General features: G+C 63.8%; 13 protein-coding genes. 4 read left to right on the top strand and 9 right to left on the bottom strand.

Annotated features, from left to right (window positions below; genetic code table 11):
* Positions 1 to 37: 37 nt before the first annotated feature.
* The 5 genes from E8A74_RS12760 to E8A74_RS56000 all read right to left on the bottom strand — a co-directional run bounded on the left by E8A74_RS12760 (position 38) and on the right by E8A74_RS56000 (position 3,464).
* Positions 38 to 1,282 (bottom strand): PEGA domain-containing protein, encoded by a 1,245-nt coding sequence (locus E8A74_RS12760; RefSeq protein ID WP_136929256.1) that lies wholly within the window; start codon positions 1,280 to 1,282, stop codon positions 38 to 40.
* A 34-nt stretch (positions 1,283 to 1,316) separates the two neighbouring features.
* Positions 1,317 to 2,195, bottom strand: a complete 879-nt coding sequence (locus E8A74_RS12755) for an RNA polymerase sigma factor (RefSeq protein ID WP_170229090.1) — start codon at positions 2,193 to 2,195, stop codon at positions 1,317 to 1,319.
* Positions 2,196 to 2,531: 336 nt separating this feature from the next.
* Positions 2,532 to 2,729: a hypothetical protein gene (locus E8A74_RS12750; RefSeq protein ID WP_136929254.1), complete on the bottom strand. Its 198-nt coding sequence runs from the start codon at positions 2,727 to 2,729 to the stop codon at positions 2,532 to 2,534.
* Positions 2,717 to 3,211 carry a hypothetical protein gene (locus tag E8A74_RS56300; protein ID WP_232379522.1) on the bottom strand — a complete coding sequence of 165 codons (495 nt, stop codon included), beginning with the start codon at positions 3,209 to 3,211 and terminating at the stop codon, positions 2,717 to 2,719. Before E8A74_RS56300 ends, E8A74_RS12750 begins: the two co-directional genes overlap by 13 nt.
* 91 nt (positions 3,212 to 3,302) lie before the next feature.
* Positions 3,303 to 3,464: an IS110 family transposase gene (locus E8A74_RS56000; RefSeq protein ID WP_136929390.1), complete on the bottom strand. Its 162-nt coding sequence runs from the start codon at positions 3,462 to 3,464 to the stop codon at positions 3,303 to 3,305.
* A 354-nt stretch (positions 3,465 to 3,818) separates the two neighbouring features.
* Here E8A74_RS56000 and E8A74_RS12735 point away from each other — a divergent pair, with 354 nt between their 5' ends.
* A complete protein-coding gene (locus E8A74_RS12735; RefSeq protein WP_136929253.1) occupies positions 3,819 to 4,454 on the top strand; it encodes a hypothetical protein in 636 nt (211 codons plus the stop codon).
* Positions 4,455 to 4,865: 411 nt separating this feature from the next.
* Here E8A74_RS12735 and E8A74_RS55995 read toward each other — a convergent pair whose 3' ends face one another.
* From E8A74_RS55995 to tnpA, 3 genes are read right to left on the bottom strand one after another with little or no spacing between them, the layout of a single operon-like run.
* A complete protein-coding gene (locus E8A74_RS55995; RefSeq protein WP_170229089.1) occupies positions 4,866 to 5,198 on the bottom strand; it encodes a PEGA domain-containing protein in 333 nt (110 codons plus the stop codon).
* Positions 5,146 to 5,850, bottom strand: a complete 705-nt coding sequence (gene tnpB / locus E8A74_RS55990; protein ID WP_170229088.1) for an IS66 family insertion sequence element accessory protein TnpB — start codon at positions 5,848 to 5,850, stop codon at positions 5,146 to 5,148. The genes E8A74_RS55995 and tnpB overlap by 53 nt, the downstream gene beginning before the upstream one ends.
* A gap of 11 nt (positions 5,851 to 5,861) precedes the next feature.
* On the bottom strand, positions 5,862 to 6,218 hold the full coding sequence (gene tnpA, locus E8A74_RS12720) for an IS66 family insertion sequence element accessory protein TnpA (protein WP_136929250.1): 357 nt from the start codon (positions 6,216 to 6,218) through the stop codon (positions 5,862 to 5,864).
* Positions 6,219 to 6,367: 149 nt separating this feature from the next.
* Between tnpA and E8A74_RS12715 the strand changes: the two genes are divergently transcribed.
* From E8A74_RS12715 to E8A74_RS12705, 3 genes are all read left to right on the top strand, one after another.
* Positions 6,368 to 6,700 carry a hypothetical protein gene (locus tag E8A74_RS12715; protein WP_136929249.1) on the top strand — a complete coding sequence of 111 codons (333 nt, stop codon included), beginning with the start codon at positions 6,368 to 6,370 and terminating at the stop codon, positions 6,698 to 6,700.
* Between the two features lie 688 nt (positions 6,701 to 7,388).
* Positions 7,389 to 9,134, top strand: a complete 1,746-nt coding sequence (locus E8A74_RS12710) for a serine/threonine-protein kinase (protein ID WP_170229087.1) — start codon at positions 7,389 to 7,391, stop codon at positions 9,132 to 9,134.
* 139 nt (positions 9,135 to 9,273) lie between these two features.
* Positions 9,274 to 10,170, top strand: coding sequence for a PEGA domain-containing protein (locus E8A74_RS12705; protein WP_170229086.1), 897 nt, complete (start codon positions 9,274 to 9,276; stop codon positions 10,168 to 10,170).
* A gap of 1,072 nt (positions 10,171 to 11,242) precedes the next feature.
* On the opposite strand, the gene E8A74_RS12700 is transcribed toward E8A74_RS12705, so the two are convergent.
* Positions 11,243 to 12,841, bottom strand: coding sequence for a hypothetical protein (locus E8A74_RS12700; RefSeq protein ID WP_136929246.1), 1,599 nt, complete (start codon positions 12,839 to 12,841; stop codon positions 11,243 to 11,245).
* Position 12,842: the final 1 nt, after the last annotated feature.

The raw sequence follows: 12,842 nt of genomic DNA, 5'->3' as shown, positions 1-12,842 counted from the left end.
ACTAGCGCGATACCGCTCGAAGCGATTGCCATTTTGATCATTGCCCAAACTCCCACTCGCCCGCAAGTTGCGCTCCGATTAGGACCGGCGGATGGTCGACAATTACAGTCTGCCTCGCGACAATCTGTGTGCCCGTAGCCAAAGCCAAAACATCCACGCTTGCGCGGATAGCGAATGATTGCGTCATGTTCAGCTTTGCGCCCGCGCGCACACCCAACCCCGGCTTGGTAAACGTGAGCGGGGGCGAGGCGTACGCAGTGGGCAAACCCTCGACGTGGATCACGCCAATGTGACCCACCGCGCAGCCGAAAAGCCAGCGCCAGTGCCCGCAAACGCTCGCTAGACCTCCGGCTGTCATTGCGTTGATGGGCCTCTCAGCTACGCCGGCCGTTAGCCACGCGGCCCGGCCCTCAACCCCGAGCGATACATACTCACTTGGCCGAAAGCTCCCCCCCACAGCCAACCCCACCGCGGGCATCCACGACGCCACGCCGAACACAACGACCGGCCCCCCTCCGATCGAGCCCCGCACGCCTTTCTTCTCCCCGTCGCCTCGGTTCGTCGCGGGCTTGTCGTCGTAGGCGTACGGGTCTTCCTGCTTCGTGAACTTCGGCTCACCCACGACGACCGTGGGGGCCACGATCTTCGGCGAATCCTTCTCCGGCTGATAGATCGCCTTCACGTCCGGAGGCGGCACGGACAGCGGTTTGAGCGTGATCCGCACCGGCCGGTCCTCGCCCTTGATCACCGTGAACTTCTCGACGGCCTCCTCGTACCCGTCGAGCTTCGCGCGTACCTCGTGCTCCCCCGCGCGGACGAAAAACCATGATGCCGTGTGCCCCCGCGTGTCCGCAGGCTCGCCGTCCAGCGTCACCTGCGCGCCCGGATGGGACACCATCAGCTCGATCCACGAGCCTTGCGCGCGCGCCGCCTCGTGCGCCTTGAAGAACCCTTCACGCTCCTTCGGCGACGTGGTCGCGCGATGGATCGCGTCGAGCAAAAGCTCGGGAGCAAGCTCGGGCCGACCAAGCTGCACGAACAGGACGCCGAGCCGCCCGCCGATGAGCGGATCGGAGCGGACCTCGAGCGCTGCCATGTACGCCCTCGCCGCCGCACGGGGATGGCCCGCCGCGCGCTCGCGATCCCCCAGCGACGCGAGGGCACGAAAGCGCAAGTCCTCCGCGCTCTCCTCGCCCTCTTCCGTTGTGTCGATCGGGGCCTCTGCCCATGCGGGGGACGCGAGGCCGCAGAGGAGGACCGAAACGAGACCGAGACGACGCATCCCCGCGATCGATACCGTGACCCGATGGCGGCGTCTACCAGGACCAACCCTGCCCGCGAAGCGGTCGACGCCCTTGCCCCGAGCGCTTCACGACGAACGGATCGGGGGATGCCACGCTGCTTGACACGGGCGCCGTCGTCGACGGCAGCGAAAGCGGCGGCGGCCGGTTTGTCGTCGAACCCCAGACCTCCGCGGCCCTCGCCACGTCGGCCGCCGACGCCCCGAGGACGCGGGCAGCGCCGATCGCGATGGCCGAAGCCTCGGGCGGCGCGGGCCGGTACAGGACGAAGAACAGCGACGCGAGGAGCGCGTGCCCGAGGGGGTACACGTAGTCGCACACCCGGCGCGCGAGGGCGCGGCGCCGGAAGAAGGCGATCGGCACGGCGCCGAGATACTGCTCCTTTGGGCCGAGGGCGCGCATCATGTTCGTGCGCGCCGCGAGGAGCCTCGATTTGACGGTGCCGAGGGGGATGTCGAGTAGGTCGGCCGTCTCCGAGCATGAGCACTCGGCGAGGTCGACGAGCACGAGCACGAGGAACTGCTCCGGCGAAAGCGTCTTCAACGCCGATAGGAGCGCGCGCCGGGCCTCGGAGCGCCGAGCTTCCTCCTCGGGAGAGGCGCCGGGCGACGCCGTGCGCTCGGCGTCACCGAGGTCCGGACAGAAGTGCTCGCGCTCGCGCCGTGTCCGGCGCTTCTCCTCGCTCCGGAGGTTCTTGGCGATGCCGAACAGCCACGGACGCACCCCGTCAGGGTGCGCCGTGTAGCCGGAGAGCGCCGCGAACCCCCGCAGCATGAGTTCTTGGATCCTGTCGGTGGCGAGGGCGTCCGAACGATTTTGCAGGATGCATGCCACCTCGGGACGAAGCGCGACCAGTTCGGTCGTGAGCGGAGAGGGAATCGTAGGGCGCGCCATGTCCCGGAACATGATCGAGCGAGGGATTTGGATCGAAAGAATCGACCGGCTCGCGCCGATTTCCGTTGTGATGCTGAAAACGTCCGACCCTACCTCGTGTCCCGAGCGGGGTCAGAAACTCGACAGTATGCAATCCGCATTACGGCCCGCATCTTGCTGGCCCAGGGTCTTTAGGACAGAGAACGTCCTACGTAAAGCGTGCTTCGCGCTTCCATCCTTGACGGTAAGCATATCAGTCGGACAACCTGCTTCTCCAGGCTCTCCGAATCTCGGAGAAACCTGTACGTAGGGGTCAGGGCAATGAATATCCTCCTTTCGATTGAGGGGGCTGGTGAGCTATTGCGTGGTGTTCGGCTCTCCGGCTCCGAAGGCGTATCCGAGCTTTTTCGATTCGAGATTGACGTCGTTCGCGGCTTTCCGATGCAGGGAATCGTTGGCGGGTTGCTCGACAAGCTGGGCGTCGGGTCCCTCCCGGTCAATCCGTTGTCCGTCGCGCAGACGATCCACGCGGCCATGGTCAATCATGTCGGCCAAACGGCAAGCTTGACTTTCGATACGGGCGAGAGCACGCGGACGGTTCGCGGCATCATCGCCGAGTTCGTGCAGCTCGACGACGGAAAGACGGGGACCGCGTACAGGTACTCGTCCCGGAGGTCGCGCGACTTCTCCATCGTAAAGACAACCGAATCTTTCAGGAGAAGTCCGCGCCTGAAATTATCGCCGCGGTGCTCAACTCTGCTGGCATCCGTGGCGGCAGCTATCGCTTCGCGCTGGGAAAGGAAAACCTTTGCCCGTTCGTCTTTCTCGAAGGACCGACCGAGACGACAGATGACGGGTGGGAAATCCGCAGCGAAGAGCTGCGGGTCGACATGGAAGAGATCGCGGAGTTGCACGAGAAGGCGGGCGAAGGCGTCGCGGTCGGCGCCATGCCCGGCGAAGCACGCGCGCTGTCCGCGCTGGGGCGCTTCGGCTTGGAGCTGCGCGCGGCCCTCGGCTGTCTCCGGCGCCCCGCTCACGGGGCTCGTGGTCGTGCTCTCGCCCGTTTGGGTGCACGATGCGAAGCAGTGGATGGAGGACGTTGCCGCGCTCGACCAACGCGGCGAACAGCTACTCCTCGATCTCATGCTCGCCGAGCCGGCCTACCTCAGCCGCCACAAACAATGCTGGCGCTCTCGAAGCAGGGGTAACGCGGCTGTGCCAGACTTTTTTGACCGAGGGCACGAGCCCCAGATACGAAGCCGCCTGGTCGGCGTTCTTGAACCGATTGATATCCCCCGAGCGCCGCGAGCAGCGCCTGTGCGATCGCTACGTCCACGCCAATGTAATGAGAAGCCGCACGGGCGGACCCTCGTAGCCATTGCGCGCGATCCGGAGATCAATTTCGTGAATCTCTCTCTCGACTTGGGCCAGGAGGCGCATTTCGCAGTCGATCGCCGCCTGCCACGGAGTACGGCGTGGTAGTACGGTCGCTCGTCCGACCGGCTGGAGCGCTCGTTGCTCGTTCGGGTGCTGGGGAGCGCGGTTTACGTGCTGGGGTTCCTGTACGTCAGGATGGCCGCTACGATGACGCTTGACTTTCGGATAGCGTTCGGATTTCCTGTGTACCTCTCAGGGAGACGCTAAATGACAACTATCGGTGACGTCCTGGATGAATTCTTCTCCCCTCTCTCGTCAGAGAAACTCTGGATTATGCCGGAATCGGATAACTACACGAGGATCGTCAGGAGATGGCAACCGGTGATCGACGCCTCGAATCGGACGAAGCGAAATCTTGCAGGGAACTGTTCCCTGTGGAGATCCAACTTCGTGACGATTCCATCATGGCAACCAACGAAGACTGATGCACCAAAGCCAAAGTCCTATCGTGAGTTTGTGCAGAGTCCACCTGGCACCGACCCCACAACCTGCAAGAACGCATTCATGGTTTATGTAGCCTCGAAGTTCGCAAAGCCTCCCGTGATTCCCGTTTTCCTCCCAGAAATCCAAACTGAGAAATTATACACCTGCTCAATTGGATCCTTCAATATTTATACGAGCGTGAATAAGATCGATTGCACTACTAGGACGGCGCAGATGAATTTTTGGATGTACAACTCAATGAGCAGACGCTCATTTGGAGACTTCGCGAGTCATCCGGTGTTCTCTCTCTGCGGTATGGCTACACAGTACATGTGGTGGAATTGGGTCGAGTCCGTGGACTGGAGTGACGGGACGGTACGAACAGTTAAAGCGGCAGGTGGAGGTGGAGGTGGATGGTGAACTGGTCCCTACCGTCAACTCGCTGATGAAGCAACGCGCCGTCTTCGGGTTGATGCTTGTGATCCTCGTATCGTCTGGTTGTATTGGTTGTAAACCGGATCATCGGCACGGTGGAGCCGAGAAGGGCGAAGAAAGTAAGAAAGCGACGCTCGGTGAGGTGCGCATTGGCGAGGAATCGGTAGAATTTTACACCGTGCACGGATTCGACTTCGCAATCCTAGGCTTTTCCGTCTCAACTGGCGCTGGGCCAACGCGATACTTTCCCATATTCGCTTCTACGAATCGCGGGGTTCCATCGGTTGTGTTGGAGGTTTTTACCTCGAAATCAGAAGACGAGATGTGGGTCCGTTCGTCTTGGTCGGTGAATGAAATCCTTGCGTATCACCAGATCGGCGCTGAAACCGCCATAACTCAATGGGGAGAGATAAAATTTCTTAAGGAGCCGATGCCAGACCACCTCAGCGGCGGCTCGCCCGGCCCTCGCGCTCGCAAGTGGGGCTTCCGCGGGCTCTCACGCCGCAGCTTCAACGGAGGCGGGAGCGGTTCGGGCAACGCGCGCAACGTCAACGTGACGCGCATCTCCTGCCCCTTCCGCGCCGTGAACGTCTCCACGGCGTCCTCGTAGCCATCAAGACGCGCCCGCAGCTCGTGCTCGCCGGGCGCGACGAACGTATCCGTTCGGCCGCCCGCATCATGGCGGCCATCGAGGCTGCTGCGTAACTTTCCTCCGCGATGCCGCGGCATGACGAGTTCGTCGGGGAAGAGCCCTTGGGAGACGCAGCTCGCCCGAAGCCGGCGAGAAAGCGTGGTTCTGCGCAGCGCCAGAACGCGGGTGGCAACCACGCTGATGCGTCCGAGCATCTCGATGTTCGCCCGAAGGGCGGCGAGAGCTCGTCACGACATCGCGGCTCGACCAAACCGTCCAAGCGTAGCGATGAAGCCACGTCGACGGTCGACGCGCCTTCGAGGCGCCCTCAGAATGTACGTGTCCGCCGAACGCGAGCCGACGAAGGCCCGGATCCGAAGGACCCCACGACCGCGCCGCGCCCGAAGTCAGGACGGAGGCGGCGTGCTCGAAACGCGGCTCCAGATGCTCCCGTCGAGCCGCTGACGAGCGTCGGTCTGCTCGAGGGTTTGCTTCCAGTACTTGGGATGCGCGTCGCGCCGGGCTCGAGCCCCTGCGGCACGCGAAACGTCCCGCGCTCGAGGCGCTTGTAGAGGAGGCATAGCCCGTCCGATCCCACCAGAGGATCTTGACCCTGTCGGCCGCCTTGTTGAAGAACATGAAAAGCGCGCCCGAGAGCGGATCCTCGCGCAGCACCTCGCGCACGACCCCCGAAAGCCCGTCGAACGAGCGACGCAAATCGAGCCGCTCGGTGGCGACGTAAATGGCCATCCGTGCGGGGATCATTCGAGCGCCCCGCGAAGGGCCGCGACAACACGGCCGAGCTGGGAGAGGTCAGCGCCAGGAGGCACACGAATCACCTCGCCACGCGGAAGAACGACCTCCAGGGCCGCCTTCGCGGAGACCGAGCCGGACGGGGCGTCGTCGACGATCTCGACGGGCAGGAACGTCGGCGCTGCGGTCGCGAATTCGGAGTCCTGCGCTGCATCCTGTCTGCCGAGTCGGCTGCTCCACCAATACATGGTGACCGGGCTGATGCGATGGCGCTTCGCGAACGCGCGTGCCGGCAAGCCGCTGCGTCGCCACTTCTCCACGATGCGCCGCCAACGACGCTCGGCCTTGGTCGTCCTCGTAGCCATGACGAACCTCCCTTCGGCGGGCATACATGCACGGCCGAGGGGTGAAGCGGAAGGATGGGGGTGGCGGGACGGATACCGACGAACATGGACAAGGCCGAGAACCCCTCGCGGTTCCTCGGTTCCCCGTCGAGCGTGAGCTTGGTCCCCGCGTGCGAGATCGTGACGTCAACCCAGGTCATCTCCGCGCGGGCCGCGTCGTACGCCTTCAGGAAGCCCTGACGTTCCTCCGCGGTCGCGTTCGTCGCGCGCTGGATCGCGTCGAGCAGCAGATCCGCGGCATCCACGGGCTTCCCGAGCTGCACGAGGATCACGCCGAGTCGGCCGGCGATCAGCGGATCGTGGCGGACGTCGAGCGCGGCGGCGTACGCTCTTGCGGCGGCTGTAGCTCGTCCCGCGGCGCGCGCACGATCCCCGTCGATCACGTACGAGGTGAAGCGCGCCTTCTTCGCCGCGTCTTCGAGCGCATCCGGCGGCACGGGTGACGCGTCGCGAGGTTCGTCGGCGAGCGCGGCGGTCGTTAGGCCGAGAAGGACGACGAGCGCGACACCTAGGGATCGCATGCGCGGCGCACGATACCGCGGCTGCCGATCGAAGGCGAGAGGGGTGTACGGGACGAACCTCACTACCGCGGCCGGAAATCCAAGCCTTTCCGTGGGGGAAGGTCGAAGGGCTCGGGGTTCGTCGCGGTGGTTCCTCGCGGCGCCGTCGGCTGCGCATGGCGGCTGTGTGGAACTGGTGTGACGTGCGGCAGCCGAGGCTCGACGGGAGCGGCCGGTGCGCTGTCCCCAGGCGCCGAGTCTCGGGGCCGCGACGCGAACGACGTCCGCCGCCGCAGCAGCGACGACGCGCGCCGGACCCGTGGCCACGGCGTGCAGCTCGGCCGGCGTGGGCGCCGGCTCGCGCGACATGAACGGGTAGAACACGAGGGCCATGAGCGCGGCCCACACGTGCCCGACTGGATACACGTAGTCGAACAGCCTTCGCAGGAGCGCCCGGCGTTCGAGCGCCGCGAGCGGCACGGGCGGCACGATGACGAAGGGGTCGTTGCTCGACAACAATTCAGGATCCGGATCGTGTCTGGTATCGCAGGATAAAGTTCGTCAGCCGAGGACGACGTTCACGAACAACTTCCTTGTCTCCGTATGCACGCGCATGGGAAGATGTGAGTTCATGAAATCCGGGGACATCCTTGGGGGCAAGTACCGACTGGTCCAGAGGATCGGCGCAGGGGCTATGGGCGAGGTTTGGGCAGGGGAGAACCAAGCCACTGGCGGCAAGGTCGCGCTCAAGCTCATCATCCCCTCGGCTCCAGAGCAACGCACGCCGGAGCTTCGCCAGCGGCTCATCCGCGAAGCAAAGGCTTGCGGTAAGTTGTCTCACCGGAACATCGTTCAAATCTACGACGTGGGCACGACGTCGGACGGCGACCCGTTCCTCGTACTCGAGCTCCTGCGCGGCAAGCCGCTCGACGAGATGCTCAAGGACACGCGACGCATCGAGCCGGCGATGGCCGCGCGCATCGGTGCCGAGATTGCGGGCGCGCTCGCCGTGGCGCATGCGGCGAAGATCATCCATCGCGATCTGAAGCCCGCGAACATCTTCCTCCATCGTGAAGAGGGGATGCAGGAAGACCGCTTCGTTGTGAAGGTGCTGGACTTCGGTGTGAGCAAGAACCTCGAAGGTGGAGCAGATGGGCCTGCGACACTGACCAACGTGGCGGTGGGATCGCCTGCGTACATGAGCCCGGAGCAGGTGGCCATGCGCCAGGATCTCGATGGTCGCACGGACCTCTGGTCGCTCGGCGTCGTGCTCTACGAGATGCTCGCGGGCGTGCGCCCGTTCGTGGGCAACGTCGACGAAGTGATCCGGCAGATCGTGCTCACGAAGGTGAACAAGGTGCCGCCGCCTTCGACGAAGGTGCGCAGTGTGCCTCCGGAGCTCGATGAGATCGTCGCGCGCTGCATGAACCCGGATCGCGACAGCCGATACGCGAACGCATCGGAGCTCGCGCTCGCGCTGAAGTCGGTCGCCGAGACAAGCCGCAGCATGCGCATGCCGGTGAGCGTCGCGGCGCCCTCATCGCCCGGACTGCAACGTACGCCGACATCACCAGGTCCTGATGTCGCGCCGGTGTCGGCTGCGCGGCCTCCGATGCCTTCGACGCCGCAGACGATGGACGGCGACGAGGCTGCGACGTTGCCCATGCAAGGGCGAGTGCTCGCCGAGATGAGCGCGCGGAAGGGTGCGTCTGCGAAGCAGGAGCAGTCTGCGACAGGGACGCAGGTCATGTCTGCCGATCAGCCTGTTGCATCACCTGCGCCTGCCTGGAAGAAGGAGATGGAACAGTGGCGCACGAGCCGTCAGTCCTCGGCGAGCCTCGAAGCGGCGGCGCCGTCAGACGCGGTGCACGGCGGCACGCAAGCGCTCGATCCAGAGGTCGTGATGCGCGCGGAGCGTGCGGCGACGACGTCGGCGATCACATCGATGTCGACGAGCCCATCTCCGGCGGCGTCGGCGCCTGCGCAAGGTCCTTTGCGGGCAGCTCAACGGCGCAAGCGTAGCTCGAAGCTGTTCTTCGCGATGATGGGGCTTGGTGTCTTGTCGGCGCTTGTGGTGGTCGTGGTGCTCCTCGTGTCGCAAGCGGAGGGGGATGGTGCCGTCGCTGCCGCTGCGGGGTCGGCGAAGCCAACGGCCAGTGTGGCTCCGACGGTGGCGGGGAGCGTGGTTCCTGCCGTGACGAGCGCTGTCGCGCCGACGCCGACCCCTCCACCAACACCCGCAGCACCGCAAGCGCCTTCCGCAGCGCCCACGCCACAACCGACCCCTACAGCCAAGCAGGTACCCGTGATCCCGCTCTGCAAAAAAGGCACAAAGCTGGTCAAGTGTCCCCCAAAGGACAACCTGGGTCCCCTATGAGGTCGTGGCGCTGCTTGCCTCTTGAGAGCAGGTGCGCATAACAGGTAAGGTCTCGCTCGGAGGCAAGGTGAAGGCACGGGCGAGGCAACTTGGATCTTGGGCGGGACGATCACTCACGCTGGGACTTCTGGCGGCGGGTGTGCTTGTGAGTGCGCCGGTGCTTGGGCAGGGGGCAACGACGGCCGAGCAGCACTTCAAGGCGGGTCTCGAGCAGGTCGAGGGGGACAAGTGGGCGGCGGCGCGCGAGGAGTTCGGGGCTGCTTATGCGGCGGATCCGCAACCGAGGTATCTCGCGGCCTTGATACAAGCCGAGATCGCGACGGGTCAAGATCGCGATGCCGCCCAGCATTTGACCACGATATTACGCCGTACCGACCTTGACCCGAAGACGCGTGCGGAGGCCGAGAAAAAGCTCGCCGAGCTGGCGGCGAAACTCGGGAAAACCCGGATCCAAGTGAACATCGAGGGCGCGGAGATTCGCGTCGACGGGGTGGTGGTCGGTCTTTCGCCGTTGCAGGAGGACATCTTTGTCGATCCGGGGCAGCGGACGTTCGAGGCGAAAAAGGAAGGGTACGCGCCTGCTCGGATCGTCGAGGACGTGAAAGCAGGCTCGGAGCCGAAGGTCGGCTTGGAGCTGCGCAAGGTCGAGACGGGGCCGACTGTACCTGGTGGATCCGCGGGCCCGAACAAGACCATGGTCTATGCGGGCATCGGGGTGACGGGCGGGCTGGTGCTTGTTGGGGTGGGGCTTGGGGTCGTCGCGAACAACCTGCTGTACTCGGCGGCAAGTGATAAAGAGTATGGCATCGGGTGCAGTGGTCGCGTCGATTGTGAAAATCAATACAACGATCTGCATGACACGCGAATCACCCTGAATTACGTGGCGCTTGGCGCATTCATTGGCGCTGGCGTCGCGGGTGTTGGCACATTGATTTACGCGCTGACTGCAAAGAAGTCGGATGACGTGGCGAAGCCGCACGCTTCGGTGATGGTGGGACCGGGCGGCGGTGGGCTGATGCTCACGGGGAAATTTTAGCAGGCAGTTTCTTGGGGCGAGGATCAGTCATGAAGCGATTTGGCATTTCGACGGCATTGGTGATGACGTTGGGCGGGTTGGCAGCGGTCGTCGCTGCTTGCTCTGGCGGTTTTCTTGGCAACGATCAGTTCGAGGATAAGACTGACGGGGGATTGGGCGGATCGAGCGGGTCGGGCGGGAATGGGGGAACTGGCGGAATGGCATGCACTTGTCCGACCGTGCCGCCGTGCAAGAAGTGCGATCCGACAGACTGTAGCATTGTGGAAGATCCTGCGCAGGAGAACATGCCGTGCGGGATGGATCAGGTCTGCAATGGGGCCGGAAAATGCGGTTTTAAGAACGGGCTTCCTTGCATGACTGACGACCAGTGCAGTGGATATTGCGCGGACGAGGTTTGCTGTGCGACGCCCTGTAACGAGCAGTGCGAGTCATGCAATGTTCCAGGAGCGGCTGGTCAATGCACGACAGCTGACGCACTACCCAATGGATGGCCGGATAATTCCTGCGGAGAGACTTTCGCGTGCAGCAACATGGTATGCGCGTTAGGTCAGGCACTAGGCGAACCATGTGAATGGGCGACTCCACTATTTGGCCCCTGCGTAAATGACAAATGTGTCGGTGGCTACTGCCGTCTCACTAGCGGCCAGTCCTGCGATGATCCAGTCCAATGCGAAACAAACTATTGCGACAGTACGACTAAAAAATGCGCACCGCCCCCCGCCGCCAACCCAGATGCGTGTCGTAGCAAGGAGATTGACCAAGGGAGGTGCAAAGCGGATGCCGGGGAGCCTTGCAGGCCAGGGGCGCAGAGTTTCATCAAATGCAAAACGGGCTTCACCTGCAAGAATGGGCTCTGTGTAGGAGAAGAAACTACGTCGTGCGCTGCGGACTATCAATGTTTTGACTACCTGTGCGACAAGACGACCAAGGAATGTGTACCATGTCCGCAAGGCATGACGTGTCCCACCCCGCCAATTCCCGACGGTAGTTACTGCCGCGAGGACACGGATTGCAACACGAATAGCATCTGCACGGGCTTCCCGCAAAAATGCAAGTCTAAGTAGCTCGAACGTCACTTCTGCTTCTTCAAATCAAACAATGTTGTATCGCCGCCCGAGGCGGTCGCCGTCCCCTTCGTCTTCACCGTCCCGCCCTTCTTCCCCGTCCCCGTCCCACTCGGCACCACGCGCGTCCCTGCACTAGACGCTTCACTCGGCGCCCCACTCGGCACCGCACCCGCGGAACTCGTCGCGACCACGGCGGCCGACGACTCACCCGTCGCTATCGCAAAAGCCGTCGCTGTCACCACAGCCGTCGGCGCCCCCGTCCCCGTAGGCACCACGGTCTCCGTTGGCACACCCGCGACTGTCGCCCCCGTCTGCCCCACCGCCGGCCCATTCGCCTGATGAGGCCCCACCCCTCCCCCAAACCACACCGCCGCCCCCAACCCCACCAGCGCCACTACCACTCCGAGCACCACAATCGGCATGAACTGCCGACGCGGCTTCTTCTTCACATCCGACGCCTCCATGGGCTTCGCGACCGCATCCGCAGACGCATCCGCTTTCTCCGCCTCCGGCTTCGCCTCCTCCACCGCCGGCTTCGCCCAGGGCCGCGCACGCTGCTGTTCCTCCGCCGGCATCGCCGGAGGCCTCACCGAACCCATCCTCCCGCTCGACGTCGACGCCGTCGGCACCGCAGGCATCGCCGCCCCCGAGCCCCCTCCCGCCTGCTTCGCCATCATGTGACGCCAGTTCAGCCGCAGGTCGGGCATCTGCGAAATGCGCACCTCCTGCGCCCCGAAGAGCTGCTCCGCAATCTCCCGGGGGTCCTGCGGAACCTGGTCGATATGCACCAGCACGACGTCCGGCGGCTCCTGCACAGCATCGCGCTCGGGGATGAACCGCACCGTCAATCCTCCGAGCACGTCCTGCTCTCTGCCGTTCGAGATCGCCGTCCATCGAATATCGGATTCCACAAGCACCTGCGCGATCCGCGCCGCGCAATGTGCTAGCACTTCGAATGGCGCCTGGTCTGGATACACGACCACCACCCGTCGCGGCGGCGTCGAGTTCTCCGCCGTATAGCGCAATCCAAGCCCGCTCGGTGATGGCGCCGGCAGGTCATCGAAGTCCTGGATGTATCCCCGAATGACCTGCTCCACAGCATCAGAGCGTTGCTGCACCGCGGAGACATAGGTGTGATACCAGCCGCTTCCCTCTACCCTCGATTCCTGGTCCGGCAGGAGCTTGTGGTAGAACGCTACGGCTGACCCATAAACGGCCGCGCCATCGAGATGCCGATCGACGCAAACGATCGAATGGCAGAACGGCGGATCCTGCCTGCCCGCATGATCCTCCGCTCCTTTGATCCTCAACCCAAAGACGAACGCAACCCCCCCGCGTCCCGGCTCGTATTGCGTGTCGTCACGCGACAAATTCGCGATGGCAAACGCATACGCCGCCCCCTGACGCGGCTCGATGTACTTCACGATCCGGGCAAGATGGCTGAAATGCTGCTGCGTTAGCGTGCCTTGAGGGATCGCCGGTTGATAGATGAAATCGATCTGATGCCGCGGCACGTTGCCGTGCAGGAAGTGATACCAGACTGCATCCGGCGGCCCTTGGTACGTGAGCGCCTGGTATTCAGCGGAAACAACGTGCGAATCCATG

The organism is Polyangium fumosum, from assembly GCF_005144585.1.
GTDB classification, from domain to species: Bacteria; Myxococcota_A; Polyangia; order Polyangiales; family Polyangiaceae; genus Polyangium; species Polyangium fumosum.
The sequence above is the reverse complement of the archived record's forward strand: the minus strand, read 5'-3'. Positions and strand labels throughout refer to the sequence as shown.

Excerpts from the sequence above, each read along its gene's own strand:
- E8A74_RS12700 (WP_136929246.1), bottom strand. The coding sequence starts at position 12,841 with ATGGATTCGCACGTTGTTTCCGCTGAATACCAGGCGCTCACGTACCAA.
- E8A74_RS12735 (WP_136929253.1), top strand. The coding sequence starts at position 3,819 with ATGACAACTATCGGTGACGTCCTGGATGAATTCTTCTCCCCTCTCTCG.
- E8A74_RS55995 (WP_170229089.1), bottom strand. The coding sequence starts at position 5,198 with ATGCCGCGGCATCGCGGAGGAAAGTTACGCAGCAGCCTCGATGGCCGC.
- E8A74_RS12755 (WP_170229090.1), bottom strand. The coding sequence starts at position 2,195 with ATGGCGCGCCCTACGATTCCCTCTCCGCTCACGACCGAACTGGTCGCG.
- E8A74_RS12760 (WP_136929256.1), bottom strand. The coding sequence starts at position 1,282 with ATGCGTCGTCTCGGTCTCGTTTCGGTCCTCCTCTGCGGCCTCGCGTCC.
- tnpA (WP_136929250.1), bottom strand. The coding sequence starts at position 6,218 with ATGGCTACGAGGACGACCAAGGCCGAGCGTCGTTGGCGGCGCATCGTG.
- E8A74_RS12710 (WP_170229087.1), top strand. The coding sequence starts at position 7,389 with ATGAAATCCGGGGACATCCTTGGGGGCAAGTACCGACTGGTCCAGAGG.
- tnpB (WP_170229088.1), bottom strand. The coding sequence starts at position 5,850 with ATGGCCATTTACGTCGCCACCGAGCGGCTCGATTTGCGTCGCTCGTTC.